We start from the raw sequence: 20,508 nt of genomic DNA, 5'->3' as shown, positions 1-20,508 counted from the left end.
TTCATGGCCACAACGAATAAGAACGCGAGACCAGTAATGTGTACTGCCACATGCTTCCATCACGACAATACAGTGTGATAAATTAGAAAAATATGTCACCATCTTTTTCCGTGTTAACTGTTTTTTCTTTAATACTTTACCTGATTCATTCATCCAAATTAAATGGAAAGCTGACTTTGCGATATCTAACCCGATTGTTATAGTATTCATGTGACCCTCTCTATTTTGCTGTATATAGAATGTTTAACACTACTATATTGGCTCATTTGAAGCCGTAAGTGGAGTGGAGAGGGTCCATACCATTAATTCCAATAAATATGTGATCGTTTTTGGGACGTGAGACTTTAGTCTCGCCTTTACTATTGGCGTAGCTAAAGCAGCACATCCTAATAATTAATATGACCAGTTAATTACTGGAAATGGTATTACACAAGTAAATAAAAGTTACATTAACCTCACAAAAATTAATCTTTACCCTCTAGTTTTCACATTAAATTCGACTTTAGTTATAGAATAGATTGCAGCAATAAAGTAATAGAATATGCAACTCAGAAGGCGATAGATGTAGGCATATTTAATTACCCATACAGATTTTTAACTTCATGGCGTGATACATTAGCCACAAATACCAATATGAAGAAGGCAAAACAATGAATACAATAAAAAAAGTACTTAGCCCCGCTTTAAGTATGAAAGGAGTCGTGACTTTTTTTTTACTTATACTTATAAATACTGCATATTCAAATGAGCAAATTACTTACACAGAAACAAAAGGGTATGTTGAAGGTGCTGGTTACATAGAAACAATTGGAATCCCATCCCCGCCTTATGATGTATCCCAAAAGGCACCAAAGATTAATGAATCACAGTGGCTAGTACCACAAGATGGATTGTATTATATAAACTCAACCGCTACTAATGCCTCTGATTCAACAAACGGAACCCCTTTATCGCCTCGAAAAACCATCCCTTCGCCGATACCACCAGGCTCTTATGTGAAAATTGAAGGTGAGTATAGTATTTCGCATAGCGGCCTTACCTTCATCAATGCACAAGGAAATGATGGCACATGGAAACAAGGAGAGACAGGGCCGGTATGGTTCGTAGGGAAAAATGCAGTATTTACTAAAGGATTTGTCATTGAAGGAAGCGACTTATTTGTCGAAAACATCCAATTTGGATTACAAACTGGTGCCGGAGGGATGTACCTAATTGGTAGCTCAAAACCTCGACTAGCTAAAAATATTGTTATTCGTAACTGTGTTTTTTATGGGTACAACGCAAGTGTAGAAGGTAAAAGGGGATCAATTCATACGACAGGTGTTAATGCAGAGACGCCAGCTAAAAACATTTTTATTTTTGATAATAAATTTCTTTATAACGGGGATGTAAATGCAGATTTCGATCAAGATAATCACATGGTTCAAGTTGATAAAGGTGTCGATGGTTATTGGTTTGTCAATAATTTAATACAATTTGCCAGTGGCTCAGGTATACAAATATTAGGAACAACCGAATCAACAAAAAACATCTATATTGGATCTAATACCATATCAAATGTAAGGCAAGCAGGTGTTGGTATAAAACGTGGTAAAGACATCATTATCTCTCAAAATGTGTTCAAAGATATCATTGATACTAGACCATTATATGAAATATCTAAATCTCCAAGCAAAGGAGTTGGTTATCAATATTCGTCAGATAATTTATGGATACTGTTCAATGACATTAGCAATGCAAGCTTTGGCATTTACGGTGGTAGCGATACCGGAACTGTAGAGGGACATATATACGTTATTGGCAATTACATTCACGACATTAGCACACCAGAGAGCATCACCAAAATAGGAGGCGGAGCTTGGGCAGATGCTGCAATTATGCTGATGGGCGGAAAATACAGATACATAGTTAATAATACCATTCGCAATGTAAACTCTGGAATTTATGGCCCTTCACAAAGTGAAACAATCTACAATATATCGCAAAATGTCATCTCCGGTGTTACCAAAGGTCAGCATATCTACATACAATCAGGAAAAAGTGCTTATTTCAATGCAAATGAAGCGGGTGAACATAAATCTCATCTAATGAGTTCCCTTTATGGCATGACAGTCGATAAAGATAACGGTCTTTATTGGGCCGGACACAAAACAACCGCTCAATCACAGATGGTAGAAAATGTATGTCAGGAGATGCGCTGTTTTAATTCAGATAATATTTTCTTGACAGAAAATACAAACTTAAATTCAGGAGGAGCTAAATTAGTAAGCAATAGTAATGGCCATGATCTTGGTACTAAACATTACGTTTATAATGCGTTTTTTGACTTGTATGGATTAAGCATTGAGTATGATATCTATGGTAGCAAGCGTAGCGGTAAATGGGATATAGGGAGTTATGAGGATAGCACAGTAAGAACAAACCTTGGAGAAGCTCCTTTTAAACCCACTTTGATCAGTGTTACTTCAGAACCATAGAAACGAAAAAATCAAGCAATCTATAAGGTAATTAACATCCTATAGATTGCTTTTTTAGTCGAAACCATAGTAGATTAAATTGCTTTTATCTATTAAAAACCTTAACAATCGACCGTGAAAAATAATAACGAGTAACAGCCATAAGACCCGTTCTTTTATACATATTAACAACTGAGCTTAAATGTAATTTCACCCACATACTACGCGCTAATAGATAGTTAATTTTACTGTAAAAAGAGTTATTAAAAAAAGATGACAAATAATTAATTTCAAGTAACAATCTATCTTTATCATCTCCCTCTAAATACTCAACTTGTAATTGTTCATTAATAAAAAAGGGTATCAGTTTTATCTCTGTTATTTCTTTATTTTGAGTAATGAGTTCAAGCCCTAAACTGTATTTAGTATGAGGCATCGCTTTAGTATCGATATCAATCAAAAAATTACCGATTCCATAGAATATGACCTTCCCTTTGTATATTTCAATGCCTTGTATTACATGTGTATGATGACAAATAATACAATCGGCTCCTGCGTCAATGAGTGCACGAGCTCTATTTCGAGAAACACTATCGGTATACCGACAAAATTCAACACCTTGATGCAAAGAGACAATCAACAAATCTGCCGTTGCTTTTAACTTTTTAACATCTTTTCCCATCTCATGTACTGATTTATAAGAAACATTAATCTTGGCACTTTCAGTCAACGGATGAGCGGCTGGAGAGTATGCAATTAACGACACTTCAGCTCCCAGCAAACTAACTTTGTATTCAAAGCTTTTTAAATTATGGTCGATGACCCCAAAACAGCCCATTCCTTTGTTATACACGGCTGCAATCGTATCTTGCGCGCCCACAACACCTAAGTCTAAAAAATGATTATTTGCCATATTAGCGACGTAACTGATATTTTTCGGGAAAACATCCAAATACTCAGCTTTACCCTTCATTAAAACAGGTTTGGGCTCCCAAGCTTCACCACGCTCTGTTAAGCAACATTCCAAGTTAAAAACCACCACAGATTTATCAAAAAATACATTTTCTATGTGCGTTAAATTATAATTATTCCCATATTTTTCAATATGTTCCGCAACCCCGCGCGCCAATGCAATATCACCCAAAAATAACATGTTATTTTCAGGTAATTCTGGGATAGTATCTTTTAACTTAATAGTCCAGCTTTGGCCTAAAATATCCATTATGGTTTTATCTCTGATAATTTTAGCGTTTCATCCCAAGTCTTTGATGCGCTATGAAGGGTGAATGAGGCTGATTTATGTAAAGTGGCGACGGAGGCTGATTTAGCATGCTCTTTATCGATAAGTAAAGTACACAAACTATCAACAAACCCCGCAACATCATTTTTATCAATTAAGTAGCCGGTTTTTCCAGGTTCAACGATATCTGATAAATCACCAATATTTGAAGCAACAATAGGCAAGCCTAACATAGTCGCCTCCATACACGATAAAGGAAGTCCCTCTGAATCAGAGGTCAGCACAAAAACACGTGCCCTTGAGAGATATGAAGCAACATCCCCCGTCGCACCAACAAAGCTGACATTATCATTCAGCCCCTTCTGTTCAGATAATGATTTGTATTCCTGAAGTTTATTACCACCCCCTACAATTACAGCGGAAACATTTGGTAATCTAAGTTTTAATTGCTCTACTATTGTTAAAAAACGATCAATTCTTTTAATAGGATCTAATCGAGCAACAAGAATTAAGTCAATATCTTTGCTTTGCTCACTTAATAGCTTTTCAAAAATACTTGTATCTATTCCCCCTGGATTTACAGTCACACTTTTAACACCTTTAGATTCAAGGAATTGCTTTGCTTTAGAACCCATGGTGATCACGTGATCAATATTTTTCACATAATTAATTAGTCGCGCTTCTAAATTAGCGTCATGCTTGCCTGTATCTTTAAAAAGAGGTGTGCCACTATAAACACCGCCACCTATAATTTCAGACCAACCACCAACACAAAAGTAGATGGATTTAGCTCTATTAATCTTCGCAATAACATGGGAAAAAATGCCATTTAATAATAAATGAAAACCTCCAACATAATCAATATCATTATTTTTTGTCACTTGATAAGCGGTATAGGTTCGAGCAAAAACGCCTCCAAATATTTTTTTGACCAAGGGTGATGGCGTCACATAAGTAACATTGTCAATTTCTAACATTTTCCTGTCAGCAACCACCCAAATATGAGCACACACATTAGATTCAGCTAATGGTTTAATATGAGCAGCAATCCAATTGTCAGATTCAAAACGCCCCATCAATAAAAAATTATTTTTATCTTTATCTTTATCTTTATCTTTATCTTTATCTGAAAGTAACGTGATAATAAAATTTGATGTCACTAAAATGATATTTGTGACCAACCTAGCAAATAATTTTTTTAATAATGTGTTTTTTTGAGAGTCAATTAAACGTGACTTTTGAACCGTATATTCATACTTCCCCACAACTATTCCTTTTTGTGATACTTAACATTAACTGCATAAACAAATAAACCTAACTATTGATTAAGTTACTTTTACCGTATTTTTTCATTTTTTCACGCTCAACATGCACCCGTAAGAGTAGCCCTATTGCAACCCACATCCCAACAGCCCCTTCTCGCGGGTAGAATGTCTGACTTCCTGTCGATGCGATTAAAAATGCTAATAGAAGAGCGAGTGATACCGCACCTGTGACCACGTATATTTTTTCCGAATTATCACGAAAAAGAGACCATGAATACTTAACAAATATTAAATACAATAAAAACACAGGAAATGCTCCAACAAACCCATTATCTTGAATCCATTGTAAATATGCATTATGAGGATGAGGGAAGCTTTCCCCTTCTCCATAGTCTTGCTTTATTTGCAGAGTAATGCCAGTATTCTGCATCGCCTCACGCCCATAACCAAAGAGCGGGGCTTCTAAAATTGAATCCCAGACAAGAGGCCAGACAAAAACGCGACCAGAAGTAACGGAATACATGTCAACACCACCGTCTTCAAAATTTGTTTCGGCAATCTCGATGGATTCTTCAGGCGTAAAACCCTGTAAAAGTCGCTCGACAGAAGAGGGAGCAAACATAGTGATAGCTAATACAATAAAAGGAGCGATTAGTAAGTATTTTCGCCACTTAAATAGGCAATAAAATATCCCGAGGATAGCCCATGTCCCATAACCTGTCCGCCCACCCGTTAGTGCCATTGCTAGAAAAATAACTAAGCAACTTGGTAAGATCAGTAACCAATAATACTTGGTAGTAACAAGCTCCTTTAAGCAAAAGACAGCCCAAAACGCACCACTCATCATCATTGACACATTAACACGGTGAAAACCGACACTATCAGAGATAATTTTAAGTGCTTTAATCTGTAAAGCATCCCCCCCCATGGTAAGCGAGCCTAACTTCATCGCTTTGACCACTTGCAACGCTAATAGCACAAACATCATAGCTAACATTATTACAGCAAAGTTATATTGTTTCCGACTACGGCAGCCATCAAAAATAATAATTCCTGGAAGCACCCATTTAAAGCAGTTAAACAGGTATTCATTGACCGCACTTATCCCTCCAGGTGCTACGCGCCCCATTGCTTCATATAATTCAGTTACACCACTATGGTCCGAGAAGTATCTAATAACGCTGATAAAAATAAAAAGAGAGTATATTAGCAATAAAGTGTTAATAATCCTTGGCATATCCCAAGTTAGCTTTTGTTTTTTCCGATTAGAAAGCCAAGATAATACGGTATTTATAAATAAAAAATTCCAATGATTCAAGCCTGGAATTCCGCCTACAGCTTTCGGCATATCAGGGTGCTGGAAGATAGCCATCAACAATACTAACCAGCAAGCAGAGCGAAACCAATCTTTCCAAGCATATGCCGATAGATAAGCAATCAATAAAGTGAGGAGTGCGATACGAATCATAAGGAAACCAACTAACTTGTAAAATCAATGTGTTGGTCAACAAAAATAGATTTCCCACGTTCCGTTAAGGGTATTTCATCAACTATTTCGACAGAAACATTTATACGATGCTGTAGTTTACTGCCAATATTATTAATGATGCGTTGCTTATTTTCATCTACAAAATCTTTTCCTATTTTAATTTTTATCACTGCGATACCAGGGATATCTTGATAAAACTGATACTGCAAAACATCATCAAAGGTATCGTCATGCATATTAATTGCCGTCCATGGTATTAGGCTATTGTCTATCGCAACCAAATGTTCTTGTACTCTATGTCCTAAAATATTTTTAATAACCGTATGATGACGTTTACATTTATCACAATAATTACCGACATACTCAGCATAATCACCCGTTTTATAACGAATGAAGGGCATAACTGTATTAATAAATCCAGTGCCTACTATCTCCCCTACTTGACCTTTTTTTGTAATAGCGAGCCCATTCTCATCCAATAATTCTAATAAACCATAAGTAGGCCACACATGATAATCACTACTATGTTCGCACTCTGCGGCTGCAATTAATTTTTCACTATGCCCATACGATGAAAAATAACGACAATTAAATACTGACTCAACAAATGTGCGTTGCTCTGGATAGACATTCTCAGATTCGGCCAAAATAGCTTTGACATTATCAAACGATATATTTTCTTTCTTAGCAAAACGAGCTAATTGGTAAATAGAAGAGGGATAAACATGCAGAAAACAATCAGAAAGTGATTTAATATGAGATATATAGTTGCGCATATCATCATCATTCATATGGAAGTTGCTATAATAATGTTCATTAAAAACAGGATCATAACTTTGATGCACACCTGATTTATTACCCGTTACACGACCTCGTAAAACAGCTTTAGTATCCCCCAAGTTAAAACCTGCTCTTTTCCACCCATCTGTCAGGTATGCGTATTCAATTTGAGAGCGACTTGCATTGATGTAAAAAGTGAGAGGCACACCACTCGTTCCTCCCGTTGTAACATAATCAACACCGGCACTATTTTTATCTACCAATAAAAGATCGTCTATATTCTTGTTAACAAACGCCTTATCGATCAAAGGAAGTTTTTGTATGTCCCCTATCGAGTTAAAGGAATTAATATCAAAGCCACTTTCATCATATAATTTTTTATAGGCAGGACATTTTTGATAAGCGTTTAAAATTTGCTCTTTAACTTTAATGAATTGGTAGTTATCGACCTCTTCTCTGCTCCATTTATCAGCCTCTGATATCAAGTTTGTTGTTTCCCTAAAGCGCTTCCCTATAATGTACTTAAGTGGGATATAGGCTAGCACGGTACTTGCAATTACCTTCAAAGGTGAAGGCATTGCATCCCATAAATTTTTCTTTGAAAATGCTTTTTTCATACCTGACACACCTTAATTAATATTTGGAAATTGTAAATCGAGCCATGGAATTGAAACACTCTGTACTCCGTTTTCATCATAAGTGTTTTTTGTTATATTCGTATATATTTCATCGTTAACCCATAATACAGGCTCTTTGTCAGAAGGGATATTCCAGGTCAACCCTTGTAAATCACCTTCACTAGCTATGGTTGTTATATATATATGAACATGACTAGTCGTTTCTTTCGTTGTAAAGCAGAGTTCTTCTGAAGCTCTTAAATAACCCAATAGGCGACGAGTAGTAGTAACTAATATTTGATTGTTATGTGTAAACGATGCGAGTAGCTCAAAAGCTTGGCGAGTTTTTTCCTGAAAAGGTTCTTCTTCAGTAAAAATTTTCCCTAAATGACTATAAAAGATACTACAGCCTGCGTTTGCAACTAAAGCATCTAACACCGATTTGGTTAATACCTGATGAATGCCACGGGCGCTATCAAACATGGAAACACCACCCCAGGAAGGATTACAGCGTAAAAACTCTAATACGGGCGTACCATCAATAAGTTGGGTTTTTCTTAATACTTTATTCGCTTGATGCATTGCATATTTTTGATTGCCTAACCTTGCAAGCCAACCTTTAACAAACTCTAACGTGATGGTTTTAAGAGAAGCTTTTATCTGTTTTTTATTAAATAACGCGCGATAACTTCTTTTGGCATTCTGCGCAACACAACTAGTGACACGCCCTTTCCAAATAAAAGGCAATGCACCTGTTTTGACGGTTAAGTCGCTATGATAAGGCGCCTTTCCACTTTCAGCGCCTTGACCTTGCATTATATCGTTATCTAAATTTGTGGGTGCTTGGGCGTGGTCCACCCATACCTCTATTTTTCGTTCGCCTTGACGAATTTCAGACCAGTATTGTTCTATTTTTGCTCTGTCGTTAACAAAATCACCAAAAGAGTGCAAACAATCAATATGACCTGATTGAATCAATTTTTGTATTTTTTTACGACCATCATCATCAGTATTGGTATAAGAAAAATTATGCTCCGGCATCTCAAAATAGATGGTATTGCCTACTTCTAAGCCAACCCCTTTTCCCAGCAGAGTCTCTTCTGTGGTATTGAGATAACGTGCAGTTTCAAAGTAGATCTCTTTGTTGGGCGTTTCATCTAAATCACTACAAATAGCGAGCATCGCTTGATAGGGATAAGGATATTTTCGTAAACTAACACTCATATTTCGTTAACCTTTCGCTTGGCGTTTAAAGCGAGATGATATTTTCTGTTGCATTTTTTCAGGCACTAAATAGATAAAGTAGATGATTATCGTCACGATACCCGCCGCGATGAAAGCAGACCATGCGATTAATACATCGTTGCTATTAAAGGCTTGGCGCGACCAAGCAAGCAAACCTAAATAGGGCAGAATGTATAAAACAGGCTTTAAAAAACTCTGTCGAACATAACTTAACCAGGCTATTTTTAATTCGCGACAGGTATAAATAGGCACAATAAACCCGTAAACAATGTTCATTGGAATAACAAACAGTAAAGCGGCTGTGGTTAGTTGCCAAGAGTCAATACCGGTAAACATAAGGCCCAACGCAAAAACAGCAAAAATAACAATAAAAGCAACAAGCGAGATACGCCCATGCTGATTCATGCCCATTAAAATACGGATAGAGGTATCTTGTCCCATTGGCAATAATTGCCCTAGCGCCAAAATCATTACTAATGTAGACAGGGCGTATTCAGACCCCATCCAATACTGTAAAACTACATCGCCATAAATAAACAAGAAACCTAAACTTGGTAGCGTAAAAGCAAAACTCAATTTGGTGGTGTTTACAAAAAGGGTTTGAATCGCCTTCATGTCCCCTGCGCCTTGCATCGATCCCGTTGTAGGAGTAAGCATTAAGGTGAACTTGGTCATAAAGGTTCTTATCTGCTTGGTGAGTGCCATCGGACGCGCAAAAATAGCCAGCGCAGCGGGACCAATCATGCTCACCAGCATAATACTGATAGTTTGTAATAATATAATAGGAGGCACATTTGATAACATACTTTTAATGCCAAATAGTAACATCTCTTTGCAGGTTGCAAGATTTGCCAAATGTAAATTAAAATGAAATTCTTTGCAGTGTTTATTAACAAAAACAAAACGTAGCGTTTCAAATACAATGGTTGAAAGTAGATAGCCGATGGCCATACCTGCAACACTTAGATCGGTAAAATAGAGGGCTATAACCATTAAAATTAATGACAGTATACTATCACCTGCATGCAGGGCATTATGAATATCCCAGCGATGATAACCTGTTAACAAGCCACTTGCAGAGCCCGCTATCATTTTAACGGAGATGCTCAAACCCAAAAAGAGTACCACCCATTGCGCGGTAACAATATTGTCTTGTAAGGTATCACTAAAATAGAGAGGCAATAAAAAATAGAAGGAGATAGTCGTCATCGCGGTAATAGCGGAGAAAATTAACTGTACAAAAACAGCGGAATTTGCCACTTTATTCAGTGAGACAAAATCCCCTGCAGCGCGATGCTTTGCAATATAACGATTAAAGCAAGCGCCCATGCCTAACCCAACTAAGCTAAGATAACTGACAAAAGACCAACCAAAATCCCAGATGCCCAACGAGGCTTGTCCAACTTGTTCATCCACCAAGCGAGGCATAATAAAACCAGAAAAAATAAGCACAAGTTGACTTGCCCAGCTCACTAATAAATTCCAAGCAAAGCGATCTTGCCCTGTTAAATCCGCTTTTTTATTTTCACATTCACTCATCTAAATTATTCCGTATAACTAAGTGATTGATGATAATCACCCGCCACTTCAAAATATTTTTTTAACTCCGCTTTACTCAACTGCTCTTTCCAGCGTTCATCAAGCTTAATCACTTCTGAATCATCTAAACGCATACCATTACCCACCACATGGTGTTCAACCGTTTTAAAATTCAATTTTTTCTTGCTAGGATCAACGCCAATAAATTCAAATATTTTATCCAGTGTTTTTTCAGTATCATTACAGAGTTCTTCATAATGTACTTTTATCCAACTGTTTTTATCCATCGTTGCTAACACTGACCGAGTTTCATCATTGCATCTGATCCACTCCTGAGCCCCCACTTCAATACCACGACTATGCTCTGGGGTTTTTCCAGTCCCACCACCACGTAATTTAGGATCTTTGGCATCTGCATATTCAGAAGGGTTTTTATAGGCAAGTGAAACACCGCGACCATCACGCACCACCCAAATAACTTTTACATCAAGATCTGGATTTTTGAGTAAATATTTTAGACGGATACCAATTTTGGAAGAATCAACAACCGTATCAACCCCTGCTTGCTCTGCGATTGAGCGCACATAATCAGCATTACGCTTCTGCAAATGAGGTAACTGCTTGCGCCACGTAGGAGAGAGTGACAATAACGTATCACGCACAAACTCCATTATTGGACTGCGCACTAAAGGTCTTAATAAACGTAACATATAAGGTGTTGCGCCAGTACGGATATCAGTACCTGCATTAGAGATACAAAAATCATGACCTTTGCTGGCCATTTTTTCTGTTACGCCTTGCCAAAAGGCACAATCTTTCGCAAGCGTTTTACATGAACACAAGTAACTGTTTTTATCACCGAGGTTAATCGCTTTCAACTCACCCACGCTACACAAGTCAGGATGCGCACCTAATAACATCGCAGTCATGGTTGAACCTGAATGACTTGCAGCCGCTAAATAAACTAATTTTTGCTTTTTCTGAGTCATGGTAAAATCTTTAAATTATTGTATTTTAGTGGGTTTGATCATTTCTTTGGCTAACATGCCAAGAAAGAGTGTATTGGTGACTAAGTAACGTTTCCACAAACGCCCGGGCTCTTGTAATACGCGGTATAACCACTCCATGCCCATTTTCTGCCAAATGAGTGGAGCGCGTTGTACTTTTCCTGCGAACACATCAAATGAACCACCCACACCATGCACGACAGGGACTTGCATTATTGCATTCCATTTCGCCATAAATTGCTCTTTTTTAGGGGAGGTGATCGCGACAAAGAGCACATCCGCTTTAGCATCAGCAATTTTTTGCGCAATACTCGCTTCCTGCTCATCAGAAAAGTAACCATTTTGACGGCCAGCGATAACAACACCAGGGTAGTGTTTACCTATTTCAACTTCTATTTTCTGTGAGATCTCTTCACTTGCTCCAAGACAATACACACGGTAACCATGCTCACTACCTCGACTTAAAATACCATGCATGAGATCGATACCGGCAACACGTTCAGGAAGCTGTTTACGCAATAATTTACTTGCCATCACAATAGCGCTACCGTCAGCTAAAATCATATCGGAAGCGTTCACATCTTCACCCAAGGCGGGGTTACGTTTCATGTTGACGACTTTTGCAGCATTGAGCATGCCTACGTGCAAAGAGCATTTTTTCTGAATGGCTTGGTGAATATTATCTAACGCTTCATTCATATTCAGCGCATGAATTTTAATGCCAAATAAGTTGATTTTTTTTTGAGGAACCTGATATTTTTCTAGTGCATGCGCTGATGAGGGATCTACTGTGGACACAAACGCTCTCCTTAGCATAAGTAACGCCTGTTATTCGGCTTTTAATATTAAGGAATCGTTACAAAATAACTTGCGATAAATTGTTTCCAAAAAGCCTTAAATGACTGGCTATTTTAAAAACAAAATCGCAAGTAATATTGAAGCCAATCCTAAAGTGTGAAATAGATTATAAAATAAGCGTGCACAATAGCAGTTACCTTGTTTATTGTAAATGTGAACAGCGCAAACAACAGTATATTTTTTATATTAAATATTGACTTCAAAACGTGAAGAAAAATAATTAACTCCGCTCTTCCTTCAGATGCTTTATACTTCTCTAGAATTAACAAGGAGTTGGCTAAACATGGATAAAACAGACTTTCTATTAAGCTTAGATTACGAACTATTTTTTGGTAAAAATCCGGGCAGTGTTGAACATTGCATGATAAAACCAACACAAGAATTAGTTAAAGTACTCGATAAATTTAATGCTAAAGTAAGCCTATTTGTTGATGTTGGTTTTTTAGTCAAACTAAAAGAGTATGCCCCTCGCTATCCTGAGTTAGCCACTCAATATCAACAGATTCAAACACAACTCTTAACCTTGTCGCAACAAGGCCATGATATTCAGCTACATATTCATCCACATTGGTTTGATAGCCGTTATGATCAACATGGTTGGAAAATTGATACCACACGCTATCGTTTGCATGATTTTTCTCAACAAGAGATAGCGATGATCGTTAAAAGCTACAAAGAAGAATTACAACTCTTCAGCCATAAAGAAGTGTTTGCTTTTCGTGCAGGAGGCTGGTGCATTCAGCCCTTTGATAAAATCAAACAAGCATTGCAAGAAAACAGTATTTGGTTGGATAGCACCGTCTTTAATGCTGGCCATTCAGATGACCCCTCACGCTACTTCAACTTTCAAAAAATGCCTCATGAGGCACATTGGTTCTTTTCTGGAGATCCACTTCAAGAAGATAATAAAGGCTTTTTTACTGAACTGCCGATCAGTTCATTTAAAACGTCGCCACTATTTTTCTGGAAGCTTGCTTTTAGAAAAAAATTCGCCAGCCAACAATTCAAACCTTTTGGTGATGGCCAAGCGATGATTGCCCATGGCAACTACTATATTGAACGTTTAACAAAAACCACACACGGCCCAGTGATGATAGATGGTGCAAAAGCAGGTCAATTACAAAGTGCTTTTAAACAACATCTAAAAGCAAACAATAAACACAGTGTTTTTAATGTGATGGGGCACCCTAAAAGCTTATCTCTTTTTTCACTGAAAAAATTACAACAATTTTTGGAAAATAATAAAAACCTTAACTTCATTACCTTTCAAGATTTAAAAGAACTAAAAAACAACAGGATATAAGGACAAAGCGAATATGTTCATATTGCGAGAAAAACAGACACCGTTAACCAATATTAAATATTTGCTTTCTTATTGACATAAAAGCTATAATCGAATAAAAAAACATCTTTCATTAAAGTGCGTTTATCCCTGATTTCCCCTTGAATTTTAGCAATTACACTTGGAATTTTTTAAAATGGACTTTTATCAAAATATAGAATTTAGTGACCTATTACTAAGCTCTGTTGAAATCGCGCTAGCGGTCATCGTCCTCCTTAAGATACGCATAACTCGTATAAAAATAAGCTTTTTAATTTGTGCCATTACCTCTGCAATTTGGCACTTAAGCATACCAAATCAGCTTGATAGCCCGTTAGTTAGCAGCCTACAGTTTACCCTTCTCGAAACACTACATTATCTAGCACTTTTGTTAATGTTACTGAGTTTATTAATGTTATCACGCAACACAAGACTTCCTCGTTGCTGGTCAATATCACTATTTACGACTATTCCGATACTCATGGTCGCATTTGTTTATTCATTAAGCCTCGAAGTCACCCTACTGCCTTTCGCTGTTTTATGGCTCTATTTGAAAATATTATTTTGTTTGTTAGGCATCATCATATGTGAGCAATTGTTGCGCCATGATCACTCTAGCCGCATGGCTAAGTTAGTTGCATTAAGTGCGTTTACCATTTTTGCTTATGACATCGTTGTTTTTTCTAATGCATTACTTTTTGTAGAACAAAGCCAAAACCTCTGGCACACCCGTGGTTTTATTAGCTCAGCAACATCATTAATTTTAGCACTGAGCATTATTTTTTATGCGCCTCAACTAAAACAAAGAGGACAATTTAAACTCTCTAATTCAGTCATATTGTTTAATACTAGCCTCACACTGGTAGGCAGTTTTTTATTACTAATGGCACTGTTGAGTTACCTCTTTAACTTTTTTGATGTGAATTGGTTTAATGCATCAAAAATCATGCTGTATGTGCTGGCACTCTTTGTCATTATTGCACTCTCTTTTTCAGAAAAAGCCCGTCTTACTGTTGTTGTATGGACCAGCAAACACTTTTTTTCTCAAAAGTATGACTATAAACAGCAATGGATAAAGCTAGACAAACTACTTACTCTCGGCGGTAATAGTTATGAAACATCATTAAAAGCGATGCTTAAACTTTTTTCATATCAAAGCGGTACAATTTGGATAAAAGGACCACAGTTTTATTCGATGGTCTCTTCCATTAACAGCACCCTATCATCCGACAATCCAATACAAAGCAATCACAGTGAGTTTATTCAATTACTGGAAAAGAAAGAGTGGATATTTCAACCAACACAGAACAGTAGCGAGCTTGATAAAGCAACCAATGCACACCTCCCAAATTGGTTAAAAAACACTCAAGATAGTTGGGTCATTGTGCCACTCAATACAGAGAGAGAATTAATTGGTTTTGTGGTTTTATCTCAGCAACGTGTTAGCAATCAACTCACTTGGGAAGATTTAGATATTTTGAAGTTAACTGGCCGACAAATTGCCAGTTATATCAGCCATCAACAAGCTCATGAGAAATTAGTTCAAAATCAACAGTTTGATATGTTTAACAAAGTAAGTGCATTTGCAATTCACGACATTAAAAACCTCATCGCACAGCAGGTTTTAGTGGTGAAGAATGCAGAGAAATTTAAACACCACCCTGAATTTGTAGATGATGCCATTGATACTATCGCAAACTCAGTGCAAAAAATGGATAAGCTACTGATTAAATTACAGGGTAAACATGTAAATGAAAATAAACGGGTTAATTTAAGCTTGTTATTAAAACAGGCGGTTGAGATGAATAAAAATGCATTACCTCTGCCCACTTTAGTGATTAATAACGAAACCATCAACCTTAAAACAGATGCTGAAAAATTATTAATGGTGCTTAATCACCTGATTAAAAATGCACAAGATGCAACACCAGACAGCGGAAAAATTATTATCACCCTAGGTCAGAAGAACAATGACATTTGGCTTGAAGTCTTAGACACGGGTTGTGGCATGAGCCAAGCGTTTATCAGTAACGACCTATTTCAACCCTTTAATAGCACCAAAAAAGAGAAAGGAATGGGGCTAGGTGCGTACCAAATACGCGAAATTATTCATGCATTAGAAGGGCAGTTTTTTGTTGAAAGCACTTTAAAGGTCGGCAGTAAATTTTCAATTTATATACCCCACAATGCAAAGTCAGTATTTATTTAATATTAGTTATTTAATTAATAAGAGAGAAGCAAAATGAAACGTAAAATAGTGATGGTTTTATGCCTAACATTGTTAAGCGCGTGTACAACCCAACCCACTACCAAGATCACCCCTTTTGAAGATGATATTAGCATTGCAGAATATCAAATTGGTAACGGTGACCAGCTATTTATTAATGTGTGGCAAAATGCAGAGCTCTCACTCAGTGTTCCCGTGCGCCCAGACGGGCAGATATCGATGCCATTAATTGGCGATGCGCAAGCAACGGGGTTAACACCTGAAAAGCTTGCCAAAAAGATCGCTAAAAAACTTAATAAATATATCCGCTCTCCTAATGTAACCATTATTGTAACGGCTGCAAATAGTGCGATTTACCGTAACCGCATTCGTATTACAGGCGCCGTTAACACACCACTCTCTATTCCTTTCTATAAAGATATTACGGTATTAGATTTAGTTTTAGAGGCGGGTGGTTTAACTGATTTTGCCAATGCTGATAGTGCAATTTTGTACCGAAAAACACCCAGTGGTCTTGAGTCATACCCAATTAATGTAGATGAAATTCTTCATGAAGGTATTCTGACTACAAATTACGTATTACGCCCATCTGATATTTTAATTATTCCTGAGAGTGTATTTTAATTATGGAATTAAATGAAATTTTCAAATATATCGTTGTTGTTTGGCGTGAGCTTTGTAAACGTAAATTCAAAGTGGCATTAACCATCATTGCCATCAGTTTTATGGTGATGGTGATTGGTATGTTAAGACCATCAACGTTTGTCACCTCACTGACTATTTTTGCTGATAACCAAAATATTATCAGACCATTATTGGGCAGTAAAACATCGATCACAGGTATTAAGCAAAATAGAACCACACAAGTACGCGATATTATCTACTCACCGCGTATCTTAAACCAAGTGATTGATGATGTTTACGGCAAAGATACTTTTCCAAATGCACAGGCAAGAGATCTTAAAATGGGGCATCTGCGCAATAATTTATCGATTAATGGCAAGTCAAAAAATTACATTAAAATCACTTATAAAGACAGTGATCCAGATCGCGCTTTTATCACCATCAATAAAGTGGTCACACTGTTCATTGAGGACAGTGCCAACTCGAAACGAGAAGAGAGTCGTAGTGCCTATAACTTTATTGATCAACAAACCGTTGCTTACAAAGCACTGCTATTATCGGCAGAAGCCAAATTAAAAGAGTTCCAATCAAACAATTTTGATGGCACAGAGGAGCAAGTAAGTGCGCGTATTGCAACATTACGCAGTGCGATTGAAGAGATGAATATTTTAATTGAAGAGAGCGATACACGCATCTGGTCTTTAAAGTCACAACTCTCTAAAGAGAGCCGTTTTGCCAATAGTGATTTTGAAGCATCTATCTACCATGCCCAACTGCAAGAGTTGCAAAAGAGAAAAGCCACGCTAGAACTAAGCTATCAAGATGACTACCCGGCCATTATTGAATTAACTTATCAAATTGCAGATATTAAAAAAAACATACGTGATGCAGATAAAAAAGATAAGCCTAAAAAGGCCATTGACTCAGACTTCAATCCACTTTACAAAGAGTTACGTAGTAAACTGTCAACTGCCCGTGTAGAAAAACGCACATTAAACAACCGTGCCAAAGCATTTAATTCGCTACTTGGAGAGGCTTACGAACGTCGTAAACGTATCGCGAATAATAAAGCGGAGCTATCTGAATTAACACGTGATTACAGTGTATTTCAAGCGCAATATGAAGATATGCTTGCTAAAAAAGAGAAAGCAAGAATATCAATGGTATTGGATATTCAAGGCCAAGGTGTTAATTTTAAATTACAAGAAGCGGCGACTTACCCTAACGCGCCAACAGGTGCCCGTTTCATCCACTTTTTAATGGCAGGCCCGGTTGTTGCATTGTTATTGGTGATGGGTTTATTTGTGGCCAAAATAGTATTAGATGGGCGCATCCGTTTTGCTCATCAATTAAGTACCATTAAAGGTATTCCAATATTAGCTAGTTTGCCACATGCCACCACTAAAAAAGAGAAAGTACGTCGACGTATGGAAAACCTGTTTTTATTGGCTTTATATTCAATTGCGATACTGCTTTATGCTGGCTTTGCAATAAGGCATAAATATGGGCTGTCATTAGCGCAAATTATTGAATTAGGAGGCTTTTAGCATGTCTAATACAGAAGCTGAACAACAAGTACTCGTCACAACGGAAAAACCTCTACGCACGGGTATTAAAAGAATGCAGGAAACATCACTGCTATCGCACAAAGAGCTTGATGAGCGGAAAATAATTTATCCCGGAATTGATGATGCCGATACCTTAAATGCTTACCGTGAATTGCGTACCAATCTATTAAAAAAGGCCAATAACCAAAATTTCATCTGCATGGTGACCAGTATTCGTTCTGGCGCTGGCACCAGCCATGTTGCCATGAACCTAGCGGCCAGTATCGCCTTAGACCAAAGAAAAACAGCGTTAGTGATCGATTGTAATATTTACAATCCTAAAATTGGTAGTTACTTAAAAACACCACCCTCATTAGGATTAACCAATTTCCTTGAAAATGATACTGATGCCATTACCGACATTATCTATCCATCGGGCATTCCTCGTGTACGTGTTATTCCTGTTGGCAATAATGTTATTAACGCGGCCGAACATTTTTCATCTGAGCAGATGGAATCCTTCATGCAATCAGTGAAGACACGTTATCCCGATCGTTTTATTATTTTGGACACGCCACCGATTGGTTTATATGCAGAAAGCCAAATATTGGTTTCAATTTGTGATTTGGCGATTTTGGTTGTCGGTTATGGAAAATCTAATCACGCACAGATAGAAGCGGGTATTGATACCATTGGTAAAGATAAACTTGCCGGTTTAGTGTTTAATAATCAATGATAAAGATATATACCCATGATACTTCAAAGTGCCAAGCCAGCAAGGGAAATTGCGCCAAGATGCAAGGCATGAAATTGAAGCCGAGTCGCGCTAAGTCGAGATTTAATAACGACACAAATTGGTGCGAGTTACCTTGCCCTTCGGGGCGCAAGCTCGAAAACCAGCCCGGCGTTGCAACAATCACAAAGGGAATACATTCGCTCATATCGCGCCTTGCTCTGGTTACCGAGCTTGTGCCTGACAAAGCACCTTGAGGCAACATGGGTATAAAAATGAATCGTTCAATTACGCTGGTCTCTTTTGCTAGCCTGTTATTATTAACGGGTTATATCGACGCAGAGATCATGCCCTCTTCAGTAAGGGAGGGTTCTATCTCACTCGGTTTTGAACACACACATAGTGATAACATTCGTAAAACAAATACTAATCAAAAATCGGGTTATGAGCAGCGAGTCGATCTAAATGTTAGTTATCAAAACCACACTGCCACTAACAATAGCCTATTAGATTACGGTCTCTATTATTCACATTACAGCGAAGCAGATATTGAAGATGAAAGTGATATTGCGGGTAGCTTAACCATTAGCCAGCAGATATTTAGCAAGAATCTACTCTTAGATCTTAGCCACTTTCGACACAGTTATCTGCTAGATAAAGCAGGTGTTGACCTGCCAAACAACAATGGTAATCGTGATGTATTTACCGTGAGTCCGCTGTGGCGTCTACCCTACTCAAAACGCGCGGGCTTTGAAACCCGTTATACCTATACAGCGGTTCGATTAAGTGATGACAAGCAGCAAAATACTGACCGTAATGGGTTAAGTCTCTCTTGGTATCATGATTTAAACAATAAAATGACCTATCGGTTAAGCAGTCAATACAGCGAAGTAGATTTTTTACTCTACGAACTCACCTATGAACAAATAAATGTTGATATGTCACTCGCTGGCAACTTAAGAAACGGAAGTTACCTAGCAAAAGCAGGTTATAGCCGTTTAGCAATTCTAAATCGTTATGAAGAGGGTGGAATATTTCAATTTAGTTATCATTACCGCTTTCAGAAAAACACTCTTGGCTTAAGTGTGCAACGTGAATTAACCGATTCATCTCTTGGTTTAGGAAAAGACACCCCCGACAGTGGCGATATTAATTTTGATGGTACGCAGCTACTTTGGATCGATAGAGTGTCATTAGATCACAACTTCTTTGCATTCAATGCCCGATTCACTAATACCAACAGCCTCTATTATCAACAAGAAACGCCACTAATAACACGTGAAGTAAAGCCTCGTAGTGGTATTAGCACACAATTAAGCTGGAAACATACGGCACTATTAACAACACGTTTTAGCGCCAGTTATAGCCAAACATATATCGAAAAAGAGTTTGATAAACAGCAGTGGTTAACTAGCTTATCAAGTGAGTACCGTTTCCATCCCAAACTAACTTTTTCATTGACGGCACAGTACGAAGAGCAGCTAAATAATGAACAAATGAATGGTTATGACGAAACAAGGCTAATTGCCACTGTTCGTTTTAGCCATTAAAGAGGAGTTA

At 37.5% G+C, this 20,508-nt stretch carries 16 protein-coding genes and 1 pseudogene; 7 read left to right on the top strand and 10 right to left on the bottom strand.

All coding sequences use genetic code 11. The features are described from left to right. Positions 1 to 210, bottom strand: a pseudogene (locus G322_RS23220) (IS110 family transposase); the annotation flags it as partial. A gap of 440 nt (positions 211 to 650) precedes the next feature. Here G322_RS23220 and G322_RS0103355 point away from each other — a divergent pair. Further along, a complete protein-coding gene (locus tag G322_RS0103355; RefSeq protein ID WP_022940398.1) occupies positions 651 to 2,477 on the top strand; it encodes a right-handed parallel beta-helix repeat-containing protein in 1,827 nt (608 codons plus the stop codon). Positions 2,478 to 2,562: 85 nt separating this feature from the next. On the opposite strand, the gene G322_RS0103350 is transcribed toward G322_RS0103355, so the two are convergent. Genes G322_RS0103350 through G322_RS0103315 form a run of 8 tightly spaced genes read right to left on the bottom strand, consistent with a single transcriptional unit; the run spans position 2,563 to position 12,436 of the window. Further along, a complete protein-coding gene (locus G322_RS0103350) occupies positions 2,563 to 3,678 on the bottom strand; it encodes a CapA family protein (RefSeq protein WP_022940397.1) in 1,116 nt (371 codons plus the stop codon). Then, positions 3,678 to 4,961: a glycosyltransferase family 4 protein gene (locus tag G322_RS0103345; protein ID WP_022940396.1), complete on the bottom strand. Its 1,284-nt coding sequence runs from the start codon at positions 4,959 to 4,961 to the stop codon at positions 3,678 to 3,680. Before G322_RS0103345 ends, G322_RS0103350 begins: the two co-directional genes overlap by 1 nt. Positions 4,962 to 5,010: 49 nt before the next feature. Continuing rightward, the gene (locus tag G322_RS0103340) at positions 5,011 to 6,429 is read right to left on the bottom strand and encodes an O-antigen ligase family protein (RefSeq protein ID WP_022940395.1); all 1,419 of its coding nucleotides are present in this window, start codon (positions 6,427 to 6,429) and stop codon (positions 5,011 to 5,013) included. A gap of 11 nt (positions 6,430 to 6,440) precedes the next feature. Beyond that, positions 6,441 to 7,847: a phenylacetate--CoA ligase family protein gene (locus tag G322_RS0103335; RefSeq protein ID WP_022940394.1), complete on the bottom strand. Its 1,407-nt coding sequence runs from the start codon at positions 7,845 to 7,847 to the stop codon at positions 6,441 to 6,443. Between the two features lie 12 nt (positions 7,848 to 7,859). Further along, positions 7,860 to 9,071 carry a hypothetical protein gene (locus G322_RS0103330; RefSeq protein ID WP_022940393.1) on the bottom strand — a complete coding sequence of 404 codons (1,212 nt, stop codon included), beginning with the start codon at positions 9,069 to 9,071 and terminating at the stop codon, positions 7,860 to 7,862. 6 nt (positions 9,072 to 9,077) lie between these two features. Continuing rightward, positions 9,078 to 10,631, bottom strand: coding sequence for an MATE family efflux transporter (locus G322_RS0103325; protein WP_022940392.1), 1,554 nt, complete (start codon positions 10,629 to 10,631; stop codon positions 9,078 to 9,080). A 5-nt stretch (positions 10,632 to 10,636) separates the two neighbouring features. Continuing rightward, entirely contained in the window at positions 10,637 to 11,620 is a 984-nt protein-coding gene (locus G322_RS0103320; RefSeq protein WP_022940391.1) for a sulfotransferase domain-containing protein, read from the bottom strand. 15 nt (positions 11,621 to 11,635) lie between these two features. Beyond that, on the bottom strand, positions 11,636 to 12,436 hold the full coding sequence (locus G322_RS0103315; protein WP_022940390.1) for a WecB/TagA/CpsF family glycosyltransferase: 801 nt from the start codon (positions 12,434 to 12,436) through the stop codon (positions 11,636 to 11,638). Positions 12,437 to 12,779: 343 nt separating this feature from the next. Here G322_RS0103315 and G322_RS0103310 point away from each other — a divergent pair, with 343 nt between their 5' ends. The 5 genes from G322_RS0103310 (at position 12,780) to G322_RS0103290 (ending at position 18,951) form a co-directional block, all read left to right on the top strand. Then, entirely contained in the window at positions 12,780 to 13,799 is a 1,020-nt protein-coding gene (locus G322_RS0103310) for a polysaccharide deacetylase family protein (protein ID WP_022940389.1), read from the top strand. A 160-nt stretch (positions 13,800 to 13,959) separates the two neighbouring features. After that, positions 13,960 to 16,026: an XrtA/PEP-CTERM system histidine kinase PrsK gene (prsK, locus tag G322_RS0103305; protein WP_245542281.1), complete on the top strand. Its 2,067-nt coding sequence runs from the start codon at positions 13,960 to 13,962 to the stop codon at positions 16,024 to 16,026. 33 nt (positions 16,027 to 16,059) lie between these two features. Beyond that, entirely contained in the window at positions 16,060 to 16,668 is a 609-nt protein-coding gene (locus G322_RS0103300; RefSeq protein WP_022940387.1) for an XrtA/PEP-CTERM system exopolysaccharide export protein, read from the top strand. 2 nt (positions 16,669 to 16,670) lie between these two features. Continuing rightward, positions 16,671 to 18,215: an XrtA system polysaccharide chain length determinant gene (locus G322_RS0103295; RefSeq protein ID WP_022940386.1), complete on the top strand. Its 1,545-nt coding sequence runs from the start codon at positions 16,671 to 16,673 to the stop codon at positions 18,213 to 18,215. A 1-nt stretch (position 18,216) separates the two neighbouring features. Then, complete coding sequence (locus tag G322_RS0103290) at positions 18,217 to 18,951, top strand: P-loop NTPase family protein (protein ID WP_022940385.1); 735 nt, start codon at positions 18,217 to 18,219, stop codon at positions 18,949 to 18,951. On the opposite strand, the gene G322_RS0103285 is transcribed toward G322_RS0103290, so the two are convergent. Beyond that, positions 18,938 to 19,156, bottom strand: coding sequence for a hypothetical protein (locus G322_RS0103285; RefSeq protein WP_156873901.1), 219 nt, complete (start codon positions 19,154 to 19,156; stop codon positions 18,938 to 18,940). The two genes, G322_RS0103290 and G322_RS0103285, sit on opposite strands and share 14 nt — an antisense overlap. A gap of 67 nt (positions 19,157 to 19,223) precedes the next feature. On the opposite strand from G322_RS0103285, the gene G322_RS0103280 reads away from it, so the two are divergent. After that, entirely contained in the window at positions 19,224 to 20,498 is a 1,275-nt protein-coding gene (locus tag G322_RS0103280; RefSeq protein ID WP_156873900.1) for a porin family protein, read from the top strand. Positions 20,499 to 20,508: the final 10 nt, after the last annotated feature.

It is taken from the genome of Psychromonas hadalis ATCC BAA-638 (genome assembly GCF_000420245.1).
Classification (GTDB): domain Bacteria; phylum Pseudomonadota; class Gammaproteobacteria; order Enterobacterales; family Psychromonadaceae; genus Psychromonas; species Psychromonas hadalis.
This window is presented reverse-complemented; position numbering and strand designations above follow the sequence as displayed.

Bases quoted from the DNA above. Each gene is read 5' to 3' on its own strand.
- G322_RS0103355 (WP_022940398.1), top strand. From the start codon at position 651: ATGAATACAATAAAAAAAGTACTTAGCCCCGCTTTAAGTATGAAAGGA.
- G322_RS0103350 (WP_022940397.1), bottom strand. From the start codon at position 3,678: ATGGATATTTTAGGCCAAAGCTGGACTATTAAGTTAAAAGATACTATC.
- G322_RS0103340 (WP_022940395.1), bottom strand. From the start codon at position 6,429: ATGATTCGTATCGCACTCCTCACTTTATTGATTGCTTATCTATCGGCA.
- G322_RS0103335 (WP_022940394.1), bottom strand. From the start codon at position 7,847: ATGAAAAAAGCATTTTCAAAGAAAAATTTATGGGATGCAATGCCTTCA.
- G322_RS0103330 (WP_022940393.1), bottom strand. From the start codon at position 9,071: ATGAGTGTTAGTTTACGAAAATATCCTTATCCCTATCAAGCGATGCTC.
- G322_RS0103325 (WP_022940392.1), bottom strand. From the start codon at position 10,631: ATGAGTGAATGTGAAAATAAAAAAGCGGATTTAACAGGGCAAGATCGC.
- G322_RS0103320 (WP_022940391.1), bottom strand. From the start codon at position 11,620: ATGACTCAGAAAAAGCAAAAATTAGTTTATTTAGCGGCTGCAAGTCAT.
- G322_RS0103310 (WP_022940389.1), top strand. From the start codon at position 12,780: ATGGATAAAACAGACTTTCTATTAAGCTTAGATTACGAACTATTTTTT.
- G322_RS0103300 (WP_022940387.1), top strand. From the start codon at position 16,060: ATGAAACGTAAAATAGTGATGGTTTTATGCCTAACATTGTTAAGCGCG.
- G322_RS0103295 (WP_022940386.1), top strand. From the start codon at position 16,671: ATGGAATTAAATGAAATTTTCAAATATATCGTTGTTGTTTGGCGTGAG.
- G322_RS0103290 (WP_022940385.1), top strand. From the start codon at position 18,217: ATGTCTAATACAGAAGCTGAACAACAAGTACTCGTCACAACGGAAAAA.
- G322_RS0103285 (WP_156873901.1), bottom strand. From the start codon at position 19,156: ATGAGCGAATGTATTCCCTTTGTGATTGTTGCAACGCCGGGCTGGTTT.
- G322_RS0103280 (WP_156873900.1), top strand. From the start codon at position 19,224: ATGAATCGTTCAATTACGCTGGTCTCTTTTGCTAGCCTGTTATTATTA.